Here is a 20,086-nt window from a genome sequence, read left to right as displayed (position 1 = left end):
TTTGCTTTAAATTATGCGTAATCGGAATGTCACTTGTAAAGCAACTCGCTCATGCATAGTTTAACTCATTGAAAGCCAATCTATTTATGAGCAACCAAAAAAGGAGGGGTGACCAATGGGTGGCTTACAAAGAGCAGCTCTCGCCCTTATTATCATAGGGGGCATCAATTGGGGATTAATTGGTTTTTTCCAATTTGATTTAGTCGCTGCCATATTTGGTGGCCAATCATCTGCCTTAGCTCGTATTCTGTACGGAATTGTCGGACTATCAGCCCTTTACTGCCTCACTTTGTTATTTAAACCATCTGCCGAAGTAGAGCGCGAGGCAGAAACCTCTAGGTATTAAATAAGGGTAAAAATAAACAGGCCAAGCTGAAGACTGTTAAAAAGTCAGTAGCAGAGCCAATAAAAAAAGAGCCATTTGGCTCTTTTTTTATTATTTCTTTAAGCGTTTGTTTAACTGTGCTTGTTTTTCATTCGATTCCTTTAACCAATCCTTAAGCTTTTGCTCAAGTGTATTGAAACCAGGTTTGTCACTTTGTGGTTTGGCATGGCTTGGAGCCGTATGCTTTGGTGCCGGGCGACGCTCAGGGGCTGGTTCCGTTTGACGAATAGATAAGGAAATTCTTCCAGACTCTTCATCTATTTTTAATACTTTCACTTTTACCGAATCTCCAACGCTAAGGAGATCATTAATGTCTTTTACAAAGGAATGGGAGACCTCTGATATATGAACAAGACCTTGAGTGTCTTCATTCAATGCTACAAAAGCACCAAAAGGCTTGATACCTGTAACCTTTCCTTCTACTATGTCACCGACTTTGAACGCTTCTGTCATAAAAACAACTCCTATATATTATTTGATTAGAAAAACTTGGCAGTTCAAGTTTTGTAAGGCGGTAGCCTTCATTTTCCAACACTATCTTCCTTAAATCGCCTTAAGTCCATCACTCTTCTGAACTTTCGAACACATCCAGAAGTTCGTCATGAAATAAAAGGCAATAAAATCCGAACTCACCTGAAATGACACTTATAACATTATAACACAAATTTCTTTAGAAATAAAACCGAGAGATCTTGACAAATTGAAAGGAATCTCCCCTTAAGTTGGGACAGACCCCTTCGAGCCGTTATTCTTTCAGTAGAGGGCTGTCCCACCAATAAACATCCACGAAAAAGGCTGCCCCAAACCTGTCGCAATGACATAAAAAGGAGCAGCCTTTCTGTAATTTGTCTAATTAGGATTGAAGTTGCGGTTCTTTTTGAAAGCTTATCTGATCCTCAACATAGATCTTATGCCAAATCATAAACACAAGAATGGTCCAGATTTTACGACTGTTATCCTGCTTATCATGGAGATGATCGTCGAGCAGTTTATAAACATAAGACTTGTTGATCAGGTCATCCGTTGCACTTTCTCGAATGATCGTTCGAGCCCACTCGTACAGTTCATTTTTCAACCAGACACGAATAGGAACAGGGAACCCTAATTTTTTCCTATATAAAATAGATTCAGGGACAATCCCGCGCATCGCTTCACGAAGCGCATATTTGGTCGTTTTATTAGCGGTCTTTAGTTCCGCTGGGATAGACGCGGCCACCTCGAAAACCTCTTTATCAAGAAACGGAACCCGTAATTCTAAAGAGTGCGCCATTGTCATCCGATCGGCTTTTACTAGAATATCGCCTCTTAACCATGTATGAAGGTCGACATATTGCATTTTTTCCACATCTTGATAAGTTGAACTGTTTCTATATAGGGCTTCTGTGACTTGTGTAAAATGCGTATTTTCGTTGAAGTCCTTTAAGACAAAACGCTTTTCACCCTCATCAAACATAAACGCATTCCCAATATAGCGTTCCTTCATCGGTGTCGTACCACGAATCAAATAGCTTTTCCCTTTCATCGTGTCAGGCAAACGGCTAGCGGTTGCTCTAATAAGACCTCGGGCCGCTTTTGGAAGATGCTGGAACCAATTCAAAGCAAGGGGTTCCCGGTAAATATTATATCCGCCAAATAGTTCATCCGCTCCTTCACCGGAGAGAACAACTTTAACATGTTTGGCAGCTTCTTGTGCCACAAAATAAAGCGGAATAGCAGCAGGATCCGCTACTGGATCGTCCATGTGCCAAATAATTTTTGGCAGTTCTTTCACAAACGCTTCAGGGGTGATCACCGTGTGGATATTGGCAACCCCTAGCTTTTCAGCCGAATCCTTGGCAATATCAATCTCGCTGTACCCTTCACGTTCAAATCCCACTGTAAACGTTAAAATGGACGGGTGAAACTCCTTGGCAAGGGCGACAATACTTGTCGAATCAATACCACTTGATAAAAAGGCACCCACTGGTACATCGCTTCGCATATGCATTTTTACGGAATCCGTTAATACTTCGCGTATTTTCGAAGTCGCCTCATCGAGTGATTGTGGACGAGGACGAAACTCCGGTTTCCAATAAGAAGCAATATGTAGGGCTTCCCCTGGTTTCTTCGAGATGAAATGACCCGGTTCAAGTCTCTTAATCCCTTGGCTCATTGAAGCGGGTTCTGGAACAAATTGAAAAGTGAGATAGTGCTGAAGAGCTTGAGCAGAAATCTCATCCTTATCTTTACCAATAAGCAGGCTCTTTTTCTCAGAGGCAAAGAAAATCCCATCTTCTGTTTCCATAAAGTAAAAAGGCTTAATTCCAAATGGGTCACGTGCTGCAAACAATTTGCGGTCTTCTTTATCCCAAATAACAAAGCCAAACATACCGCGAAGTTCTTTAACGGCTTCTTCGCCTTTCTTCGCATATAAAGCCAGAATAACTTCGGTATCAGAAGTGGTCTGAAACGCCATCCCTTCTGCTTCCAATTGCTTTTTAATTTCCAAGTAATTATAAATTTCGCCATTAAATATAATGGTATAACGCCCATCCGAATAAGAAAGCGGCTGATGGCCCCCCTCTAGGTCAATAATGCTTAAACGACGAAACCCTAATTGTACGGTATCATCTGTATAAAAGCCTTGGTCATCAGGACCTCTATGAGTAATTATTTCAGTTCGCTCAATCATTTGGTTTTGATCATGCTTTTGTGGTTCTAGTGCCTTATTAGATAAAAAACCAACAAATCCACACACGGAGAGTGCTCCCTTCTTTCTTTAAAAAACAAATGCATCCATCACTTATAGTTTACCATTTTAAAGGTCAGTAACGAAACTTTTTCTATTCGATTTTAATGGGTCTTATTTCCTAATCAAACGAATAAAAAGAGGTCATCCCTTAGAACGGCAACACACACACTCATTCGCCAGATCCATTCCTTTTCTGGGTAAGAATGAGGTGTCTGTCCTTTCTTTGGAACGAACCTCCAAATGCTTAACTATTAATTAAGTTTTGATACACTTCAACAGTGTCATTATTATTAAGTGAGTTGAGCGTTTGCTCGGTTAGATGTCCTTCACCTTTTTTTATAATATAGACACTGACCTTGCGTTTTCCCCATTCCTTGTAAACGTCTTTAACGGAATTATAATAGAGATCCAGCTTATAGCCATGAATAGCGGACCCCGTATCGGCCACAACACCATATCCATAACCCGGTATAAACAATATCGTTCCTATAGGAAAAATATGTGTGTCAGCAGCGATTGTTGAAAAAAAAGCGCGTCTTACTTTGACACCGCTATACGTGATTCCGTAAGACGGGTCACCCGGTTGTTTGCCGGTTGACTCGGTTCCTGCTGTATAACCGGTCGCAATGACATCATGAGATGGATATTGACTTAAATCAATAGGATCATCCGCAGAAGATAATTTCGTTTTAACGGACTTCGACTGGTCACTCTTTACTTTATAAGTTAACGCCTTTGCGGAAGGGCTTGACTGCCCGCTAGATAGAAACGACAGTATATGATCAAATCCATTGATTGCCGCCTTATCTTCTCCCACCGAAGGGGCAATATCGGAAGGCAATAGTCCAGTAATTGCATAGAATGTTGAAAAGATGGCGGTTATAAGTAAGAAAGCCATCATCACATTTCTTACAACTGATCTTGCGGTTTCCAAAATCGTCACTCTCCTCTGGAAACAGTCTGCCCAGAGAAAAAAGAAACTATACAAAATCATTCGAAATGCGAGGAATGGCTATGGGTTCAAAACATGGAATACCCTCGGGATCTCAGCAATTTCATTGTAATACCTGAAAGCAAAGCACCAAGAAATCCCATCCCTAAAACCGTCCAATCAGAAGGAGCTAAATGACTCAATCTAGCCCCCACTTGAGAAAAAGTGTGGCGAGGAGCCGAAAAATAACTCCATGTTGACACATGATCAATCACAATTAAAATAATGAACGGATAAAGAACCGAAACCAACCACGTCGTCTTTAACAACATATTAAGAATAAAACCAATCCCAAAAAACAAAACCGCAAACAAAAGCATCGAAAGAATAAATTGGGGCAACGATATATGCACGCCCTTACACCTCCCCATAGACCGGTTCTCCTGAAAAGACTTCTTTTAGAATTTCTTCTTGTAGGCAGGCCTAGTGCATCGTTAGTTCCTCTTCTATTAACAGAATATTATTTATCCATAGAATTAATTTAACATATTAGGTTAAGGAATACACCCCATTATTTACCAAAATTTCATAGGGCTCTTTTATTTTTGCTTTTACCCGATCCCCCGCAATTTCCACATGTTTCGGAACCGCCAAGCAATAATTGGAAGTATCCTTGCCCTTCACAATAAGGACACTGATTAGGTTTCAATGAATCCGCTTTCTTCATAAGGTGTCGACACTCCTTCTCTAACTTTTCAGATAATAATAACAATTTTTCTATCAAATTGGAAGTCCCGAAATTACCGAATACACCTGATGTAAGCGGAAACAAATCAGTTTTACTCCGTTTATCTAGATTATAAGTTAAATTCAGACAATTATAAGGGTACCACCTAATTTTAAGGCATTCCAAATAAAAGAGGCAGCCCATAAAAGTTCGGACAGCCTCAAAAAATTATTTAAACAAATTCAATTTTCCCTTTTTAAGAACAAGACCGACGCCGCCTAAAAGGAATAAATAACGATCATCAATGATTTTTTTCATCGCTGATGCTGAAGTCCCTTTGAGCTTAGTCCCATCAAACACAACACCAATTGCATCTCCATGCCCAAGTGAAGCAACCGTTCCCTTTGATTTATAAACAAAAGGCTTCGTAGGTTCACCATTTAAAAGATGCTTAATATTCGTTGCAATATTAAAGGATTGCTGTATCGCAATTTGTGCTGTAGGAGGATACGGACGTTCCTCTCCTTCTCCGTAAAACAAGGCGCAATCGCCAATGACAAAGATCGTGTCATAACCTGGGGCACGAAGATCCTGATCAACCTTCAAGCGTCCCCGTTGAACGTCAAATCCTGATTTTTCAACAACACTATTCCCGCGAATACCGCCTGTCCAGATCACAATGCCCGCTTCGATTTCTCGACGAAGGTCACTGCCCTTTTCTTGGATAAAAACACGTCCCGGCTGGCATTCAACAATGTGTGTGTTAAAAATAAATTCAACCCCACGCTTTTGCAGGCGATTAATTGCGTACTGTGCAAGTTCCTCATCAAATCCCGGGAGAATGCGTTTACTGCCTTCAACATTGATTAACTTCACCTGACTTGGATCAATATCGTAATCCCGGCAAAGCTCTGGTATACGATGAGACAGTTCACCCAAGAACTCGACTCCGGTAAAGCCGCCGCCGCCAACGACAATCGTTAAATCAGCTGCTTTTCTCTCAGGGTTGTTCAAATAACAAGCAAATTGATACTCAATTCTCTCCTTAATCTCCCTGACCGTGTTAACATCTTCAATGGTAGAAGCATGCTCTCTCAATCCAGGGATACCAAACGTTTCCGATTCAAACCCAAGCCCAATCACTAAGTAATCATAGTCAATTTCACCATAAGATTCCAAAACAACTTTTTTCTCATCTTTTTTTATTAAAGTTACTGAATCTTGAATAAATTGAACACGATTGGTATTAATAACGTCTTCGATTAACATTCGGGTTCGCTCAGGAGGTAAAGTGCCGGCCGCCGGCTCATGCAGCCAGGTTGATTGATAGTGGTAATTATTTTTATTGACGAGGATGATCTCTGCATCATTAGGATGTAGCCGTTTCACTAACTGGGTTGTGGTCATCATACCACCATACCCCGCTCCTAGGATGAGTATTCTTGGCTTATTCAACTAAATCACTTCCTCCTCTTCTGTCTATAACAGGCTTAATAAAAGCACATTGTGAATAGTTTCACGAAACATTTCGCACGTTTTCCCTTTCCAATCATATTGTTTTATAGCCTCTTTTTCAACCCTTTTTAAAGGAGTTGTAAGTTTAAGAAAATTCGAAATGGATAATCACAAGTGTTTTTAGTTGCTTTTTTTATCAACAAGCTATTTCTTAGGATTTCAGATTAAAACCGCTTTTATTAACTGATTTTGCAAAACCCACATAAACTGTTAGAAACGGTTAAAAGAGGAGTGATCATTCATGCCTATTTTCTTTGCCGTTCTAGCCGCCTTACTTGCCGTCTACCTCATTGCTACCGCCATTTATTTTATTGTCTTCTTTTTTGCACTTATTTTTACCAGTTGGGTATTTTGGATCATTTTTATGTTTGTTCTAATTGTGAGCATTTGGATTTTTATTAGTATGAGGGTGTAAATCGATCTTAAGGATCAAGCTTTAAGAGGGGTTTTTTTCAAACAACAAAAAAACCTCCTAAAGGCTAGCCGTGTTTTTTAACAGGAACTAGCCCGAGAAGGTCTGTCATCTTAATCAATGGAATCTACTGTATTCAAAGCTTTTTTAGCAATCTTTCGACGGCGTCCCTGCATTGGTTGCGGTTTTAAAGGATTGACCGCACCCGCATGTGGCAATGGCATTCGGGTTATCGATCGTAAAGCCGCCGCCCATGAGGTTTTGTTTAAAGTCAATCACCACACCGTTTAGAAGGGGAGCACTTTCTTTGTCGACTAATACTTTAAGACCGTTTGTTTCAAAGCTTTGATCCTCTTCATTCATCACTTCATCAAAGCCCATCCCATAGGTCAAGCCCGTGCAGCCACCGCCTTTAACGCCAACGCGAAGATAGTTTGCAGGTGTTTCAGATGAGGCCATCATTTCTTTTATACGGCTGTTTGCCGCTTCTGTAATGGTAATCAATTCGCACACTTCCTTTCAAAGCATTTCAGTGACGATCCTGATTAGCGAATAATGAGTCGGTTTATTAAATGGTTTAATTATATTATAACGCGTGACCAATGGGTTCTCAAATAGAAGCGTTTAAGTCGATCTGATATTTTTTCTGGAACTGCGGTTTCATCGTCTGTGTGCAAACTTCATCCAATTTTTGACTGTAACGCAAGACTTGAGGGTGACCAAACCCTAATCGTTCTGCCGACTCCACCATTTGCTGACGGAGTTCCTCGATTTGATTTAGCAAGACTTGACGGTCATTGCTCATAGGATATCCCTCGTTTCATTAAGTATTGGTGTCTCAAGCTACGACTAACATTGAACGAATCCTTCATCATTAGTACGTATAAAAGATGCCGTCACAGATTGTTGTCGCGGGCCCAGTCATCAAAACATTTCCGGTTTCCGATTCCCATTTGACGTTTAAGTCACCGCCATCTAAATGAAGGAGGATCGATTCATCTTTTTTTGCCTTTTGATTTAAAATAAGGGCCACGGCTGCCGCACAGGCGCCTGTTCCGCAGGCCTGAGTAATAGCAGAGCCTCTTTCCCAAACCCGATATCTTGCTTCGTTTGGCCCCTGCCACTCGACAAATCCGACATTCACACCTTCAGGAAAAAGTTCATGGCCGTCAGCGAGCTCTGGCCCTAGCTTATGAATGGGCGCATGTGTGATATCATCAACCAAAAGAATAGCATGAGGATTCCCCATGGAAACGGCGGTTAAAGAATAGGCGTCACCTAAAATAGGAAAGGACTGGTTAATCACCGGGGTTTTAACGGAAGTTACCATCGGAATTTGCTCAGGTTCTAAGATGGGCTGCCCCATATTCACCGTTACCGAAACCACTTCACCGTGTTTCTCATGGATCACCGCCATGACCATACCGGATGCCGTTTCAATAGGAAACTGTGCTTGCTCGACATACCCTTTTTCAAACAGATAGCGTGCGACACAGCGAAGACCATTCCCACAATTTTTCCCCTCGGAGCCGTCCTTATTAAAAATCCTCATTTTTGCTGCGCCTTGAACAGACGGAAGGATCGCAATTAATCCATCAGAGCCAATTCCGGTGTGCGGATTAGACATTTGCACCGCCCAGTTTGGAAAAAGGGATTCATCAAACGTCTCTTTAAAACCATCTAAATAGATATAGCAATTTCCAAGGCCGTGCATTTTAGTAAATGTGACAGGTTGTCCCATTCTATATATACCCCCTTCTTTGGCTTTAAAAACACCTGTTTAGTTGCTCGTTTTTATTTTCTTAAAGGGCGGTCAGCCCAAACATAATCATCATCTATTTGAAGAATCGTCAGCTTTTCATGACAGCACGGCATCACTACATGCGTCTTAAAGCCTTCACGCGCAAGCTTCATCTTTTCCGCTTCTGTAACAACTAAAACCGAGCTCTCATCACAGAAAGGACAATCCTGAAAAAACAAATCACCTTGCATCCAATCATAAGGCCACGAACAAGAAAAATCCATATCTTTCCTCCTCTGAAACGCAGGGACGGTTCTCCCGTTTCATTCTATGAAACAGGAGAACCGTCCCTCTGTTTCCCTCTGTTTCCCTCTGTTTCCCTCTGTTTCCCTCTGTTTCCTGCCTTGCTTTATTACTTAATGTATGAAATAAACACCGCCAAAAAAGCGGTGTTTAACATTTATGTTTAAAACATCGGATTGTCTTTAAGAAATTGGTAAATATTTTCCACGAGTTCATCCGCTGTTTTACCGGAAACAAACTCACCATTGACAAGCGCGTAGGGGCCTTCATAGCAAAGGTCGCAATAATCCAGACAAGTGTATTCCACCACATCTACATTTGGATCTTCCTCTAAACGCTCTAATGCTTCCTGCGAGCCGCTGGCGAGATTGCTCATACAAAACTCGATTATAGGATTCATAGGGCTCACCTCTTTACCCCTAACATGGTACAACCTTATGAAGCCCTCGTCAACTTTTTTAACGCCGCTTTCTTACTAAAGTTGGCAGCTTTGTAAACCCTTTTCTTCTAAGTATTGAACAATCGTTTTAAGACGGGGATCTCCCTCTCCAAGTACCTGTCCTTCTGAAACCACTAGCGGATAAAAATACTCATCGTTTTTTATCTTATTGGTAAATCGAACATCCTCATCGGTTTCCGGCTCATCGAGATCCACATAACGAAGGGTAATAGCACTATCTGGGAATTTCCGTTTCAACGCTGCCTCCAACCATTCCTTTGTCTCTTTTGAAGAAGGAGAATGCAAACAGCTTGGACAAGGAGTATCTGCACCATAGACCGTTAATTTCATATAAATACGCCCCTTTTTATCTACTGAAAGTTGGCTAACTTCGTATCATTTTGTCAACATCATACCATATTTTACTGCTTCGATGGACGTCTCGTTCCCCCAAATTCTATACGAAAGACTTGCCTCTTGCCGCCTGACTTAAGTTTCATGCCACCTGGGCCCTATATTTCTTTTCCTAGACCCATTCTAGTTCATTCCTGACAAGTTTTAAGTTCTCGGCGGAAGAGCCGTTGTTAAAAAGTTGAGGGGCTTCTCTCGTAAGTTTTATTTTTTACAGACATAAGACAAACGCTCAAGATTTGACAATAGATTTTTAAAAACAAAGAGAGTATAATGTAGCTATGATCATCCTCTATGTGAGGATGGAAAGATGAAAGGAGTCATCTTCATGCGTGAACAAGTAGAAGAAGTATTAGGTAAATTACGTCCATTCTTACTTCGTGATGGCGGAGATGTTGAACTCGTTAATGTGGATGATGGAGTTGTTCGTGTTCGTTTAATGGGTGCATGTGGCAGCTGCCCAAGCTCAACCATTACATTAAAAGCAGGAATTGAGCGCGCACTTTTTGAAGAAGTACCTGGATTTAAAGAACTTGAGCAAGTTTTTTAATAAAAAAACTTCTGAATACAAAGTAAAACCGTCCACTTAGTGGGCGGTTTTTTTATGGGGGACGGTTCTCGCGTTTCACTTTGCTTCATTGATGAAACGCGAGAACCGTCCCTGCGTTTCAAAGCCAGTCGACTTTGGCTATGGGATTGAGTCCTAGTGATGGCAAGGCTTTTAGGAGGTTTTCTTCGGTTTGGCTTTTGAGTTGGACGTCTTCTAATCGTCTTAGTGCTTCGCCTTGATTGTAACTGCCTGAGTAGTATCCCTCTACTGTCTCATAAAAAGAAAGCGGAAACAGAATTCGGGCATAGGCAAGACTGGCCCCAACTGTTGTAATCGGTCTTACCTTTTGATACTCGTTTATAAACTCTTGTATTGCTTCATAGGGCTCTCCAATTTGGCAGGCCGTCCTGATCCATTCGCCAACATCACGGCCTGGATGATCAATGACCCACTCTGTCGGCCAGATTAAAGATTCCTCTTTTTTAGAAATGCGTCCTTGGGGAAAGCGATAATGACAGAAGCTTGCTCCCTCTTCCACCGGCGTATCCATAACTAAATCAACCACATATTGAATCGCATTCTCTGCTCTTCCAGAAAAATAGGGGTAAGCTTGCAGAGCCATCTCCTCAAATTGAGAGGATTCCTTTTGTTTGCTAATTTGCTCCATCCATGAATAAGTTTGGTCCGCTCGTGATTGCCAAATGGCAGACCAATTAAGGTAGGGCCGTCCCGGGCTGTAAACCGCTTGCTCCATATGAGTCTCTGTATGAAAACGGGCGAGTGTTTCACCATTAAATGGAACCGTTTCACGCTCAATAGGGACTGCTAAAACGGCTAAGGATGATCCCTGATAATCGGTTGTATACGCATCTTGCTGGGTTTTGAGAATACGGGCTGCCGGCATCCCTTGTTCAACAAGATAATGACTCACCGCAGCTAAAGCTTCTATGGATGAGTCATGGAAAGCGGTGAGGGGCAGTGGATAAATAATGAAATCCCCGCTTCTAAGCCAGGTTCCATCCGTTGTCCGCTCAAAATGACAGGATAGACCATATTGTTCATAAAGATGTTGGACAATCACCTCAGATCACCACCTATATAAAATGCCTCTTCTTCATCTTTATGCAAGCGTCTTGCCGGGCATTCGATAATGGAATTCGGTATAAGGGGTGAATAAGAAGGCGACACTAAATGAAGAAATGCAAAATGAAAGGAGTCCATTCTTTTGACTGGAAAAATGAGTGAGGAAATTAAACAAGCCGCGCGTAATGCCATCCTTGAACGCGGCGTTAAACTTTCGGATATTGCTGAACTCGTGATGTTTCTTCAAAAAGATTATCATCCAAATTTGACACCCGAATTATGCTTAGAGAATGTAGAAGCTGTCTTAAGTAAGAGAGAAGTACAAAATGCGATTTTAACAGGTATTGAATTGGATCGTCTTACAGAAAAAGGCGTCCTCTCAGAACCGCTTTTAGATATGCTCAAACGGGATGAGAGTTTGTACGGCATTGACGAAATCATCTCCTTTTCAATCGTGAATATATACGGTTCAATTGGGTTTACCAATTATGGGTATGTCGATAAACTCAAGCCTGGAATACTCGAGAAGCTTAATGACAAATCAACGGGTGCCTGCCACACATTTTTGGATGATCTAGTTGGCGCTATTGCCGCTGCCGCTTCAAGTCGACTTGCCCATCATGCCGGTGATAAAAAGTAAAAAAGAGTGCCCTTAAAAGGACCACTCTTTTAATGAGGTTAAGGAATAGGTTGGCTGTTCGTCAAACTGATTGAGTTCCTCCACTTTCGTAACACCGGTTGAGACAAACAAGGTGTCGACACCTGCTCTAATACCTGCCAACATATCGGTGTCATAATTATCGCCCACCATAATCACTTCTGATTTCTGGCACCCTATCCTTTTTAATGCCTCATCGACAATAATGGATTCTGGCTTCCCAATATAAATAGGGGCTACACCTGTTGAAACACTCACCGATTCAGTGATGGCACCATTCCCAAGTGCCAAGCCTCTTTCAGTAGGTAAAGCGACATCCGAATTGGTGGAGACAAATTGTGCTCCCCCTCGAATGGCCAAGCAAGCCCTCGTTAACTTCTCATAAGTCAAACCGCGATCAAGTCCAATCACGACATAATCACTAGGCGCCTCCTCTACTACTTGAAGCCCTGCCTCTTCTAAAGCTATTTTGAGTCCCTCTTCGCCAATATAATAAACAGAAGCTCCCGGGGCCTGTCCGGCAATAAAACTCGCTGAAGCCTGACTCGTTGTTAACACATGCTCCTTATCAGCAGGGGCCCCCATCTTCTGTAATCGTTCAGCCACTTTTTCAGGTGTCGTCGTCGAATTATTAGTGACATAAAGATATGGAATCTTTTTTGATTCAAGCTCCTTTACGAAGGCGATTGCCTCAGGGATTGGTTCATTTCCTTTATAGATCGTTCCGTCCAAATCAATTAAATAGCCTTTATAACGCATTCTTCTCACCCTTTCTATTTTGAAGCCGGCTTAAATGCAGACACTGGACCCAATTCCGATTCGACATAACCTCTGACCTGTTTCGGAAAGGTCGACCAAGTTGACAGATGAGCCTGCAGCTGTTCTTTTAAAGTGTCCGATGATAGTTCCTCATATTGTTGAACCAATTGCTTTCTAAGCTGAACAAGCTTGAGATAAGCTTCCTTCTCTTCTAAAGGCAAGACGGATTCATCCACTAAAATATCGACAATATCCTCGTAGCTTCCCGGATCGCGCATAATAAAACCATCAATAAGCTGGTTTCCTACATCCAAAAAAGATTCAATTATGAGTTGCGTCATACGCTCAAGGGCACGTATTTGAATCGTGGACTGCCAGGAAGAGAAACCTTTAAGGTCTGCAAATTGGGTTTCCATAAATTGAAGGAGAGCTTCCATCTTATCTCGATCAATAAAATACATAATGATCACCTCGTATTTAATAGTTTTGTTAGAGTTTCCGCGCTTTTTTGCCTCCCTGCCTCCGTCCATCGATACAGGAGGATAGGAATCGAAGCATTCGGTTAATTTATAAAGAAGGAGGGGATTAGTATGAGTAAAAAAGATAACTATTCCGATGTTTCTAATGCCGAAACGAGGCAAAACTTTTTGACAGCTGAAGAATTTCCTGAAGGACCTGTTGGATCTCCCCGTCACAAAGACGATCCTGTAAAGAACAAGGAAACCCCGTGGGAAGAAGGCCAGCAGTTTTATTCCAACTTCGCCTATGAATACCGAAATTTTCACGAGAACTTACCTCGTCAATACCCGGACGCTCACCACACCCACGACGATCCAAAAACTGAAAAAGAAAAGCCCTACGACAACTACACCCCCGATTGATTCCGGGGGTGTTCCCTCTATGCGCCCTAGATTTTTTTAACAACAAAGTAAGCACAGCCAAAATTGCAGTACTCGTAAATGTAATCGGGTAAGGTCCCTATTTTTGAATCGAAAGCAGCGCGGCGATTGTCATCCTCGTAAAAGCCGCGAAGACGGAGCTGCTCATAGCCCCAATCGCCTACAATATAATCATATTTGCTTAAAATATCACTGTATCGCTTAGCAAAGGCTTCTTCATCCCATGCCTCTCGGTAATTCGTGATGAGTTCATAGTGATGCTGATCAACCTTTACAACCTCTTTGTTTTCCTGTTCCATCGTTATCACCCAAAATTATCTTATCATATTCATCCAATAGACAACAATATTTGTCAAGTTCTCCTGTGATTACTAGAGGATTTCGGAGAACGGGAGGTCATCCTATGATTAGGAGGGATATTGATGAGACAGGTTGCTGTTATTTTAGGTCTCATTCTAACCGTCACCTTAAGCGGTTGTGGATTAAGCACTCATAATAATCACTTAGCAGTGGACTCAGGCCGGATGCAAGATCCTACGACTGATGTGACGTATAGTGGACCATCTCCAGTCATCCAAACCCATGAAGCAGAAGACTTAGAAAAAGGGGCTTTTGGGTACATTCATTACTCCCGAAAACCAGGGTCTGAAAACGCCTTATCCTCTAAGCATATTCCGAAAACCGATTACCAAGCACTCGCGGATATTGTGACAAGGCTGACCTTAACGCTTCCCACTATTTATGATGTGGGAACCCTTGTGACGGATCAATACATTCTCATCGGCTACAAGACCGATAATCCAAATAGAGAGGAAGCAGCAGGGCAGGTACGGGCAACCGCTCGAGCAGCCGTTCCCACTTATTATAAAATTTATATTTCCGATGCCCATAACGCGGCAGCAGATATAGCACGCTATAAGGACTATACAGCTAGTTCATCTAACAGCCACCGCTTGCTTGCTGCCATCAATAATTGAACAAATGCTCGAATCTCCTCAAGGGCTTCAAGATGAACCGAAAGAAAATGGGGAATTGAACCAAACGTCAGTTAAATAACGACTCAGAAACCGAAAGGAGTGAATAGGTCTGATGTCTTCTCTATCAAAACGAGTTGCTTGCATCATCCTTTCTGCTTTGGCCGTCTCCCTTTTCTTGTCAAAAGGAACGTCTGCCAAAGAATCTCAGCCAACAACTGATCCAATCGCTTTATACCTAAAAACAGCTGCGCTTACGCATGTCCCATGGACGATGCTTGCGGCGGTCAATCAATACGAAAAAAGTACCCTACGCTCTAAGGAAGTGAGCACCGATTCTCCTATTAGGATACACATCGATCCGATTAAATGGGTTGGACCTCTTAATCCTAATCCTGAAGACACCTCTCCAGTGACCATTTCCTTCTTTCACGGGATGGGTTTAGATGGAAACGGGGATGGCAAAGCAGACCAGAATGATCCTGAAGATGTTCTCTACTCAATGGCTCATTATTTATCCAACTACGGGGGAACATTGGAAACTGAAAAACAAGGGTTATGGGACTATTATCACCGTGATGAAACAGTCACCATCATTAGCGAACTGGACCAGCTCTATGAGACCTTTCATACATTAGATCTGTCAGAGCATGATTTCCCGATTCCTTTAAACTATAATTATGATTACACCTCATCTTGGGGTGCCGGAAGAGGCTGGGGAGGACGGCGTATCCATGAAGGCACGGATATTTTTGCCAATTACGGGACACCCGTTAAGGCTACTTCCTATGGCGTCGTTGAATTAAAGGGATGGAATAAATATGGAGGATGGCGACTTGGCATCCGTGATTCAAATGCCCTGTATCATTATTATGCCCACTTACAAGCCTATGCTAAGGACATTCATAAAGGAAGCATCGTCAAGCCTGGGGATGTCATTGGCTATGTAGGAAGTTCCGGTTATGGCCCTCCAGGTACATCAGGGCGCTTTCCGCCTCACCTCCATTATGGATTATATGGGTATAATGGCAAACGTGATTATAGCTTTGACCCTTATCCCTCTCTTCGCCACTGGGAATGGGAAGCCAGTAGAAATAAGAAGAATTAAGTCCTACAGGCTTAATTCTTCTTTTTCATTGATTTGCTTCCCTTTTTTATTTATTTGCTAGTCGATTTATCATTAGGTACTAGAACAGACGGTCCTGATGAGCTGCCACCCCCCCAATAGATTGGAACTTGACCTGGGATGAGCTGTTCGGCAACCGGAACATTGGTTGAAACTTTCACAGTCTTCATTTGAAACGGAATAACGACTTGTACCTCAACAGTAACTTTTAAATAAATCCGAACATAGACATTGTTTATAGAGAGGGATTCCACTTGACGTTTAACATCCGTCTGAATATTGCTTAAGACTTGAAAGCGGATTGGAATTTTTGGCCCCAAATTGGATAAGAGAACGTTATTCGTCGCTTGACCTATAGGAACCCGGTCCACTAAGCCCTTCTGTGAATCCATTTTAATTTCCCCTAAGGCAGGATTGCTGATGGGTGTTTTTCCATCTTCTATAAGACGTAAATATTCTTGAACATCATTAACGACTCGGTTGTTAAATTGGTTAATGGCTACAGAATTATAAGAGATCGCTGTAATGTCATTGTTTTTATCATACTGATAGACAAACAATTGATTTTTACCACCATTTGGGCCCGCCTGATTCATTTCATCCTGCATCTCTCTTATTTCTTTCTTCCCTACCGCAATATTAACGGCGTAAGTTGCAATTTGAGTCGCTCTTGTTTGGGCAATGTCCATGAGCGTTGGCTTGATCCCTTTGTTAACAATCACAAGCCCCCAAACCGTCATTCCAATAAAAGCAATAAAAGCAAAGACAAAGACATAACGAAAAGGAACCCGTTTTCGGGGACGACTTCTCCTGGCTTTAAACATAAAACATCCCCCTTTAAAGCCAATATATGCTTTGTCCGGGGGATAAATTTATAAATAATTTTTAAATTTCCCGAGGAGGATTCGGGGGGGAAATGTCCGTTCTACCATCAAATTCCCTTGAATGTTTCAAAGAAACGTCTTTAATCAGACCATTTTTAGCAAAGCATCTTTTCCGATGGTGCCTATTGTGATGCCCCGTTTTTCTGCTTCAAAGGTCACCGATTCCATCGGGGCTTGCAACAGTTGCTCAATGGTTCGAACCCCTGTCGCACGACCTGCCAGAATGTGGCGATCTGCAAGCTTCTCATTAAGGAGCTTAACATCTAGCGCCCCGCACATAATATAGCCGTTATCATTATAAACAGCCAATAGAGTCGTTTTAGGAAGTTCAACTGAAACAGCTGTAAATGGATGACCTTCAATGAATAATGGTTTTAATTCAATCATAGTACCCCTCCCTGACACTATTCTATGAGAATGTCCAAGAAACGTTCAATAAATAGGCTGTCTTAGGGGACAAAATTATCTTGCCTTTCTTGACAGTTGCCAAGCTAAGACATCCCGCAAAAACTCAGGCATAAAAATACGAATCTCCATGACCCGCATCAACGGTCGAGCAATATGACTAAACGTGAACAAATCCGCGGTTCCAATCGTGTAAGACTTGTCAGATTGCAGCTCCTCACCATTAATTTGAACATGGTGAGGACATTGGTTCAACTCGTCCCATTCATAGGTCAGACCTGAATAAACAAGTCCCCCCAAACGTTTTCCACGAAATCCAAAACCTAAAAGAGCCCACTGCTTGAATTCAGAGGATTGACCAATATGAAGGAGTTCCAAAAGATCTTGCCCTTTTAAAGTCAGCCGACAAGGGTTTAAAGGATGCGGACAAAGTCGGTGGAGTTCCCCCTTCGTCACGACACCTGGAGCCAAATCTCCTAACAAGACACCTGAATTAATCATTCCGATATCCGCTTGGCACCACTCCTTCAAGCCTTCCGCCAAGAGTTCAGCAAACGGACTTTCCTGATCCCAATTGATTGCCATCGTCTCATCCAGTTCAGTAACAGGTGCAAGCAGCTTCCTTCTGCCCTCTTGCTCAAGCTCTTTGACAATCGCCAACATCTTTAAGTCATCCGGCTCTTCCAGGACATTATAAAGTCGTGCTTGTTTCGAGACAAGTTGCTTAAATTCATTTATTTCTAGCACGACCTCACCAACGTGCTGGCCAAATTTCCCTGCTTGTACGATTAACGTGTCCTTTTCCATCACCCCATTGGGCAGTAAATCATGACTATGACTCCCAAGAATGACATCGATGCCATCAAGTTCATGAGCCAGTTGGACATCAAATGATTTCCCAACATGAGATAAAACGACCACGACATCTGCTTGTTTCTTAAGCAATGGAACATACTTCTTCAGAACTTCCATAGGGCTTTCAATACGCCAGCCTAACCCTTTATAAAAATCATAAAAATCCGCAGTCACCCCTACAAACCCTAATTTCATGCCATTAATATCAAGAATTTGACTAGGCTTGCACCAAGCGGGTCTCTCGCTGCTTTCATTAAATAAATTCGCAAGCAAGATGGGAAACGTTTTATCCTGATAAGCGGCTTCCAGATCAGCTTTTGTAAATGTAATGCCTTCATTATTTCCGATCGTCACGAGATCATAATCCATTTCATTAAGAAGTCTTACATTTCCTTTTCCAAAGGTCCCTTCGGTTAAAGGATTTGAGCGGTCCATATGATCGCCTAAATCAATCAATAAGCTTGATTCATGCTGCTCTTGAGCGCGATTCATCAACCGCGTCAGCAAACTTCTTTGCTTAGGTATGAACTCAACATGACTATGTAAATCATTTGTATGAAAGAGATGAATGTTCACCCCAACACCCCTTCTCTTTATGGTATCCAAAGGGCTAATTCTCCTGAAATCCTTATAGGCAAATTTTACCCGTATAGGCTTATTAATATATAAAGGGAGCAACGAATCGTTGCTCCCTTGAATCATATTCCATTCATTGTAATAGGTCAATCAATCCAATTAAAAGGCGGCTGACAGCTTAACCGATGCTGCCTTCCATCTCAAACTTGATCAAACGGTTCATTTCTACCGCATATTCCATTGGAAGTTCTTTTGTAAATGGTTCGATAAAGCCCATTACGATCATTTCCGTTGCTTCTTGCTCGGTTACTCCGCGGCTCATGAGATAGAAGAGCTGCTCTTCGGAAACCTTTGATACTTTTGCTTCATGCTCAAGTGAAATGTTCTCATTAAGAATTTCGTTGTATGGAATTGTATCTGAAGTCGATTCGTTATCCATGATCAACGTATCACACTCAACGTTTGAGCGAGAGTTAGATGCATTACGGCCAAAGTGAACCATACCTCGGTAGGTGACTTTCCCGCCGCTCTTAGAGATTGATTTAGAAACGATGGTTGAGGAAGTATTTGGTGCTAAATGCATCATTTTTGCCCCTGCATCCTGGTGCTGACCTTTCCCGGCAATCGCAATGGAAAGGGTATTTCCGCGTGCCCCTTCTCCTTTTAACAGGATCGAAGGATATTTCATTGTAAGCTTAGAACCGATGTTGCCGTCAATCCATTCCATGGTTGCATTTTCCATAGCGACTGCACGTTTCGTTACAAGATTGTAAACGTTGTTCGCCCAGTTTTGGATTGTTGTGTAACGGCAATAAGCATCTTTTTTAACAATGATTTCAACAACAGCACTATGAAGGGAGTTCGTCGAGTAGACTGGTGCCGTACACCCTTCAACATAATGCACAGAAGCCCCTTCATCGACAATAATAAGTGTCCGCTCGAATTGTCCCATGTTTTCAGAGTTAATTCGGAAGTAGGCTTGAAGCGGTGTTTCCACCTTGACGCCTTTAGGAACATAGATAAAGGAACCACCAGACCATACAGCAGAGTTAAGGGCAGAAAACTTATTATCGGAATACGGAATAACAGACGCAAAGTATTCTTTGAACAAGTCTTCATTTTCACGTAAGGCTGTATCCGTGTCTTTAAAGACGATACCCATATCTTCAAGGTCTTTCTTCATGTTATGGTAAACCACTTCAGATTCATACTGAGCGGAGACACCAGCCAGATATTTTTGCTCGGCTTCAGGGATCCCTAACTTATCAAAAGTACGTTTGATTTCTTCAGGTACTTCATCCCATGAACGGCCCGATTTCTCTGATGGCTTTACATAATAAGTGATATCATCAAAGTTCAAATCGTTTAGATTCCCACCCCATTGTGGCATAGGACGTTTATAGAAATGATCGAGTGCTTTCAAACGGAAATCAAGCATCCACTGAGGCTCGTTTTTGCGTTTAGAAATGTCTTCAACCACTTCTTTTGTTAAGCCACGGTCAGCACGATAGACGGAAACATCTTTATCATGAAAGCCATATTTATAATCACCGATTTCAGGCATTTTCTTTGCCAAATCGTTCCCCTCCTTATTTGCTTAATCATCGATTAGTATCGATGACTTCTATTCCTGTGACATTTGTCACCGACTGTATGTTTATGGAGCCTTATGATTAAGCCTGTGAGCAACATTTTTTAAGCGAGTTGCAACTTATTTAGTTT

The 20,086-nt window shown here is 42.0% G+C and carries 27 protein-coding genes; 7 read left to right on the top strand and 20 right to left on the bottom strand.

The window, feature by feature from the left end:
* Window positions 1-115 precede the first annotated feature (115 nt).
* A complete protein-coding gene (locus tag PU629_RS05345; protein ID WP_275283247.1) occupies window positions 116-346 on the top strand; it encodes a DUF378 domain-containing protein in 231 nt (76 codons plus the stop codon).
* A gap of 90 nt (window positions 347-436) precedes the next feature.
* On the opposite strand, the gene yugI is transcribed toward PU629_RS05345, so the two are convergent.
* From yugI to PU629_RS05315, 6 genes are all read right to left on the bottom strand, one after another.
* A complete protein-coding gene (gene yugI, locus PU629_RS05340) occupies window positions 437-838 on the bottom strand; it encodes a S1 domain-containing post-transcriptional regulator GSP13 (protein WP_275283246.1) in 402 nt (133 codons plus the stop codon).
* Window positions 839-1,238: 400 nt separating this feature from the next.
* Window positions 1,239-3,122 carry an asparagine synthase (glutamine-hydrolyzing) gene (gene asnB / locus PU629_RS05335; RefSeq protein WP_275283245.1) on the bottom strand — a complete coding sequence of 628 codons (1,884 nt, stop codon included), beginning with the start codon at window positions 3,120-3,122 and terminating at the stop codon, window positions 1,239-1,241.
* Window positions 3,123-3,360: 238 nt separating this feature from the next.
* On the bottom strand, window positions 3,361-4,050 hold the full coding sequence (locus tag PU629_RS05330; RefSeq protein WP_275283244.1) for a 3D domain-containing protein: 690 nt from the start codon (window positions 4,048-4,050) through the stop codon (window positions 3,361-3,363).
* A gap of 86 nt (window positions 4,051-4,136) precedes the next feature.
* A complete protein-coding gene (locus PU629_RS05325) occupies window positions 4,137-4,460 on the bottom strand; it encodes a YuiB family protein (protein WP_275283243.1) in 324 nt (107 codons plus the stop codon).
* Window positions 4,461-4,633: 173 nt separating this feature from the next.
* Window positions 4,634-4,774, bottom strand: coding sequence for a YuiA family protein (locus PU629_RS05320; RefSeq protein ID WP_275283242.1), 141 nt, complete (start codon window positions 4,772-4,774; stop codon window positions 4,634-4,636).
* A 228-nt stretch (window positions 4,775-5,002) separates the two neighbouring features.
* The gene (locus PU629_RS05315; RefSeq protein WP_275283241.1) at window positions 5,003-6,229 is read right to left on the bottom strand and encodes an NAD(P)/FAD-dependent oxidoreductase; all 1,227 of its coding nucleotides are present in this window, start codon (window positions 6,227-6,229) and stop codon (window positions 5,003-5,005) included.
* A gap of 301 nt (window positions 6,230-6,530) precedes the next feature.
* Between PU629_RS05315 and PU629_RS05310 the strand changes: the two genes are divergently transcribed.
* Complete coding sequence (locus tag PU629_RS05310) at window positions 6,531-6,704, top strand: hypothetical protein (protein ID WP_275283240.1); 174 nt, start codon at window positions 6,531-6,533, stop codon at window positions 6,702-6,704.
* A 144-nt stretch (window positions 6,705-6,848) separates the two neighbouring features.
* On the opposite strand, the gene PU629_RS05305 is transcribed toward PU629_RS05310, so the two are convergent.
* From PU629_RS05305 to PU629_RS05280, 6 genes are all read right to left on the bottom strand, one after another.
* A complete protein-coding gene (locus PU629_RS05305) occupies window positions 6,849-7,163 on the bottom strand; it encodes a HesB/IscA family protein (protein WP_481900505.1) in 315 nt (104 codons plus the stop codon).
* Window positions 7,164-7,311: 148 nt separating this feature from the next.
* Window positions 7,312-7,506: an aspartyl-phosphate phosphatase Spo0E family protein gene (locus tag PU629_RS05300; protein ID WP_275283238.1), complete on the bottom strand. Its 195-nt coding sequence runs from the start codon at window positions 7,504-7,506 to the stop codon at window positions 7,312-7,314.
* 69 nt (window positions 7,507-7,575) lie between these two features.
* On the bottom strand, window positions 7,576-8,442 hold the full coding sequence (dapF, locus tag PU629_RS05295) for a diaminopimelate epimerase (RefSeq protein WP_275283237.1): 867 nt from the start codon (window positions 8,440-8,442) through the stop codon (window positions 7,576-7,578).
* A 53-nt stretch (window positions 8,443-8,495) separates the two neighbouring features.
* On the bottom strand, window positions 8,496-8,726 hold the full coding sequence (locus tag PU629_RS05290; RefSeq protein ID WP_275283236.1) for a hypothetical protein: 231 nt from the start codon (window positions 8,724-8,726) through the stop codon (window positions 8,496-8,498).
* A gap of 182 nt (window positions 8,727-8,908) precedes the next feature.
* Entirely contained in the window at window positions 8,909-9,145 is a 237-nt protein-coding gene (locus PU629_RS05285; RefSeq protein WP_275283235.1) for a YuzB family protein, read from the bottom strand.
* 75 nt (window positions 9,146-9,220) lie between these two features.
* Window positions 9,221-9,535 carry a YuzD family protein gene (locus tag PU629_RS05280; RefSeq protein ID WP_275283234.1) on the bottom strand — a complete coding sequence of 105 codons (315 nt, stop codon included), beginning with the start codon at window positions 9,533-9,535 and terminating at the stop codon, window positions 9,221-9,223.
* Window positions 9,536-9,923: 388 nt separating this feature from the next.
* Between PU629_RS05280 and PU629_RS05275 the strand changes: the two genes are divergently transcribed.
* Window positions 9,924-10,145, top strand: coding sequence for a NifU family protein (locus tag PU629_RS05275; protein WP_275283233.1), 222 nt, complete (start codon window positions 9,924-9,926; stop codon window positions 10,143-10,145).
* Window positions 10,146-10,263: 118 nt separating this feature from the next.
* Here PU629_RS05275 and PU629_RS05270 read toward each other — a convergent pair whose 3' ends face one another.
* Window positions 10,264-11,226, bottom strand: a complete 963-nt coding sequence (locus PU629_RS05270; protein ID WP_275283232.1) for a protein kinase family protein — start codon at window positions 11,224-11,226, stop codon at window positions 10,264-10,266.
* A 156-nt stretch (window positions 11,227-11,382) separates the two neighbouring features.
* Here PU629_RS05270 and PU629_RS05265 point away from each other — a divergent pair, with 156 nt between their 5' ends.
* Window positions 11,383-11,868 (top strand): phosphatidylglycerophosphatase A family protein, encoded by a 486-nt coding sequence (locus tag PU629_RS05265; protein ID WP_275284361.1) that lies wholly within the window; start codon window positions 11,383-11,385, stop codon window positions 11,866-11,868.
* 12 nt (window positions 11,869-11,880) lie between these two features.
* Here PU629_RS05265 and PU629_RS05260 read toward each other — a convergent pair whose 3' ends face one another.
* Window positions 11,881-12,645, bottom strand: coding sequence for a TIGR01457 family HAD-type hydrolase (locus PU629_RS05260; RefSeq protein WP_275283231.1), 765 nt, complete (start codon window positions 12,643-12,645; stop codon window positions 11,881-11,883).
* A 14-nt stretch (window positions 12,646-12,659) separates the two neighbouring features.
* The gene (locus PU629_RS05255) at window positions 12,660-13,106 is read right to left on the bottom strand and encodes a DUF86 domain-containing protein (protein ID WP_275283230.1); all 447 of its coding nucleotides are present in this window, start codon (window positions 13,104-13,106) and stop codon (window positions 12,660-12,662) included.
* Between the two features lie 129 nt (window positions 13,107-13,235).
* On the opposite strand from PU629_RS05255, the gene PU629_RS05250 reads away from it, so the two are divergent.
* On the top strand, window positions 13,236-13,526 hold the full coding sequence (locus PU629_RS05250; RefSeq protein WP_275283229.1) for a hypothetical protein: 291 nt from the start codon (window positions 13,236-13,238) through the stop codon (window positions 13,524-13,526).
* A 26-nt stretch (window positions 13,527-13,552) separates the two neighbouring features.
* Here PU629_RS05250 and PU629_RS05245 read toward each other — a convergent pair whose 3' ends face one another.
* Window positions 13,553-13,843, bottom strand: coding sequence for a YutD family protein (locus PU629_RS05245; protein WP_275283228.1), 291 nt, complete (start codon window positions 13,841-13,843; stop codon window positions 13,553-13,555).
* Window positions 13,844-13,966: 123 nt separating this feature from the next.
* Here PU629_RS05245 and PU629_RS05240 point away from each other — a divergent pair, with 123 nt between their 5' ends.
* A complete protein-coding gene (locus tag PU629_RS05240; RefSeq protein ID WP_275283227.1) occupies window positions 13,967-14,521 on the top strand; it encodes a YhcN/YlaJ family sporulation lipoprotein in 555 nt (184 codons plus the stop codon).
* 112 nt (window positions 14,522-14,633) lie between these two features.
* On the top strand, window positions 14,634-15,626 hold the full coding sequence (locus PU629_RS05235) for a M23 family metallopeptidase (protein ID WP_275283226.1): 993 nt from the start codon (window positions 14,634-14,636) through the stop codon (window positions 15,624-15,626).
* A gap of 50 nt (window positions 15,627-15,676) precedes the next feature.
* Here the strand turns inward: PU629_RS05235 and yunB are convergent, their stop codons facing one another.
* The 4 genes from yunB to sufB form a co-directional block, all read right to left on the bottom strand.
* Window positions 15,677-16,468 (bottom strand): sporulation protein YunB, encoded by a 792-nt coding sequence (gene yunB / locus PU629_RS05230; RefSeq protein WP_275283225.1) that lies wholly within the window; start codon window positions 16,466-16,468, stop codon window positions 15,677-15,679.
* A gap of 144 nt (window positions 16,469-16,612) precedes the next feature.
* The gene (locus PU629_RS05225; RefSeq protein ID WP_275283224.1) at window positions 16,613-16,915 is read right to left on the bottom strand and encodes a YunC family protein; all 303 of its coding nucleotides are present in this window, start codon (window positions 16,913-16,915) and stop codon (window positions 16,613-16,615) included.
* Window positions 16,916-16,990: 75 nt separating this feature from the next.
* Complete coding sequence (locus PU629_RS05220) at window positions 16,991-18,394, bottom strand: bifunctional metallophosphatase/5'-nucleotidase (RefSeq protein ID WP_275283223.1); 1,404 nt, start codon at window positions 18,392-18,394, stop codon at window positions 16,991-16,993.
* A 148-nt stretch (window positions 18,395-18,542) separates the two neighbouring features.
* Window positions 18,543-19,940 (bottom strand): Fe-S cluster assembly protein SufB, encoded by a 1,398-nt coding sequence (sufB, locus tag PU629_RS05215; protein ID WP_275283222.1) that lies wholly within the window; start codon window positions 19,938-19,940, stop codon window positions 18,543-18,545.
* Between the last annotated feature and the right edge of the window lie 146 nt (window positions 19,941-20,086).

Source organism: Pullulanibacillus sp. KACC 23026 (assembly GCF_029094525.1).
Lineage (GTDB): Bacteria > Bacillota > Bacilli > Bacillales > Sporolactobacillaceae > KACC-23026.
This window is presented reverse-complemented; position numbering and strand designations above follow the sequence as displayed.

Excerpts from the sequence above, each read along its gene's own strand:
- PU629_RS05260 (WP_275283231.1), bottom strand. The coding sequence starts at position 12,645 with ATGCGTTATAAAGGCTATTTAATTGATTTGGACGGAACGATCTATAAA.
- PU629_RS05320 (WP_275283242.1), bottom strand. The coding sequence starts at position 4,774 with ATGAAGAAAGCGGATTCATTGAAACCTAATCAGTGTCCTTATTGTGAA.
- PU629_RS05300 (WP_275283238.1), bottom strand. The coding sequence starts at position 7,506 with ATGAGCAATGACCGTCAAGTCTTGCTAAATCAAATCGAGGAACTCCGT.
- PU629_RS05240 (WP_275283227.1), top strand. The coding sequence starts at position 13,967 with ATGAGACAGGTTGCTGTTATTTTAGGTCTCATTCTAACCGTCACCTTA.
- PU629_RS05235 (WP_275283226.1), top strand. The coding sequence starts at position 14,634 with ATGTCTTCTCTATCAAAACGAGTTGCTTGCATCATCCTTTCTGCTTTG.
- PU629_RS05245 (WP_275283228.1), bottom strand. The coding sequence starts at position 13,843 with ATGGAACAGGAAAACAAAGAGGTTGTAAAGGTTGATCAGCATCACTAT.
- PU629_RS05310 (WP_275283240.1), top strand. The coding sequence starts at position 6,531 with ATGCCTATTTTCTTTGCCGTTCTAGCCGCCTTACTTGCCGTCTACCTC.
- PU629_RS05285 (WP_275283235.1), bottom strand. The coding sequence starts at position 9,145 with ATGAATCCTATAATCGAGTTTTGTATGAGCAATCTCGCCAGCGGCTCG.
- PU629_RS05255 (WP_275283230.1), bottom strand. The coding sequence starts at position 13,106 with ATGTATTTTATTGATCGAGATAAGATGGAAGCTCTCCTTCAATTTATG.
- PU629_RS05305 (WP_481900505.1), bottom strand. The coding sequence starts at position 7,163 with ATGATGGCCTCATCTGAAACACCTGCAAACTATCTTCGCGTTGGCGTT.
- yunB (WP_275283225.1), bottom strand. The coding sequence starts at position 16,468 with ATGTTTAAAGCCAGGAGAAGTCGTCCCCGAAAACGGGTTCCTTTTCGT.
- PU629_RS05225 (WP_275283224.1), bottom strand. The coding sequence starts at position 16,915 with ATGATTGAATTAAAACCATTATTCATTGAAGGTCATCCATTTACAGCT.
- dapF (WP_275283237.1), bottom strand. The coding sequence starts at position 8,442 with ATGGGACAACCTGTCACATTTACTAAAATGCACGGCCTTGGAAATTGC.
- PU629_RS05250 (WP_275283229.1), top strand. The coding sequence starts at position 13,236 with ATGAGTAAAAAAGATAACTATTCCGATGTTTCTAATGCCGAAACGAGG.
- PU629_RS05345 (WP_275283247.1), top strand. The coding sequence starts at position 116 with ATGGGTGGCTTACAAAGAGCAGCTCTCGCCCTTATTATCATAGGGGGC.
- yugI (WP_275283246.1), bottom strand. The coding sequence starts at position 838 with ATGACAGAAGCGTTCAAAGTCGGTGACATAGTAGAAGGAAAGGTTACA.
- PU629_RS05265 (WP_275284361.1), top strand. The coding sequence starts at position 11,383 with ATGAGTGAGGAAATTAAACAAGCCGCGCGTAATGCCATCCTTGAACGC.
- PU629_RS05275 (WP_275283233.1), top strand. The coding sequence starts at position 9,924 with ATGCGTGAACAAGTAGAAGAAGTATTAGGTAAATTACGTCCATTCTTA.
- PU629_RS05280 (WP_275283234.1), bottom strand. The coding sequence starts at position 9,535 with ATGAAATTAACGGTCTATGGTGCAGATACTCCTTGTCCAAGCTGTTTG.
- PU629_RS05290 (WP_275283236.1), bottom strand. The coding sequence starts at position 8,726 with ATGGATTTTTCTTGTTCGTGGCCTTATGATTGGATGCAAGGTGATTTG.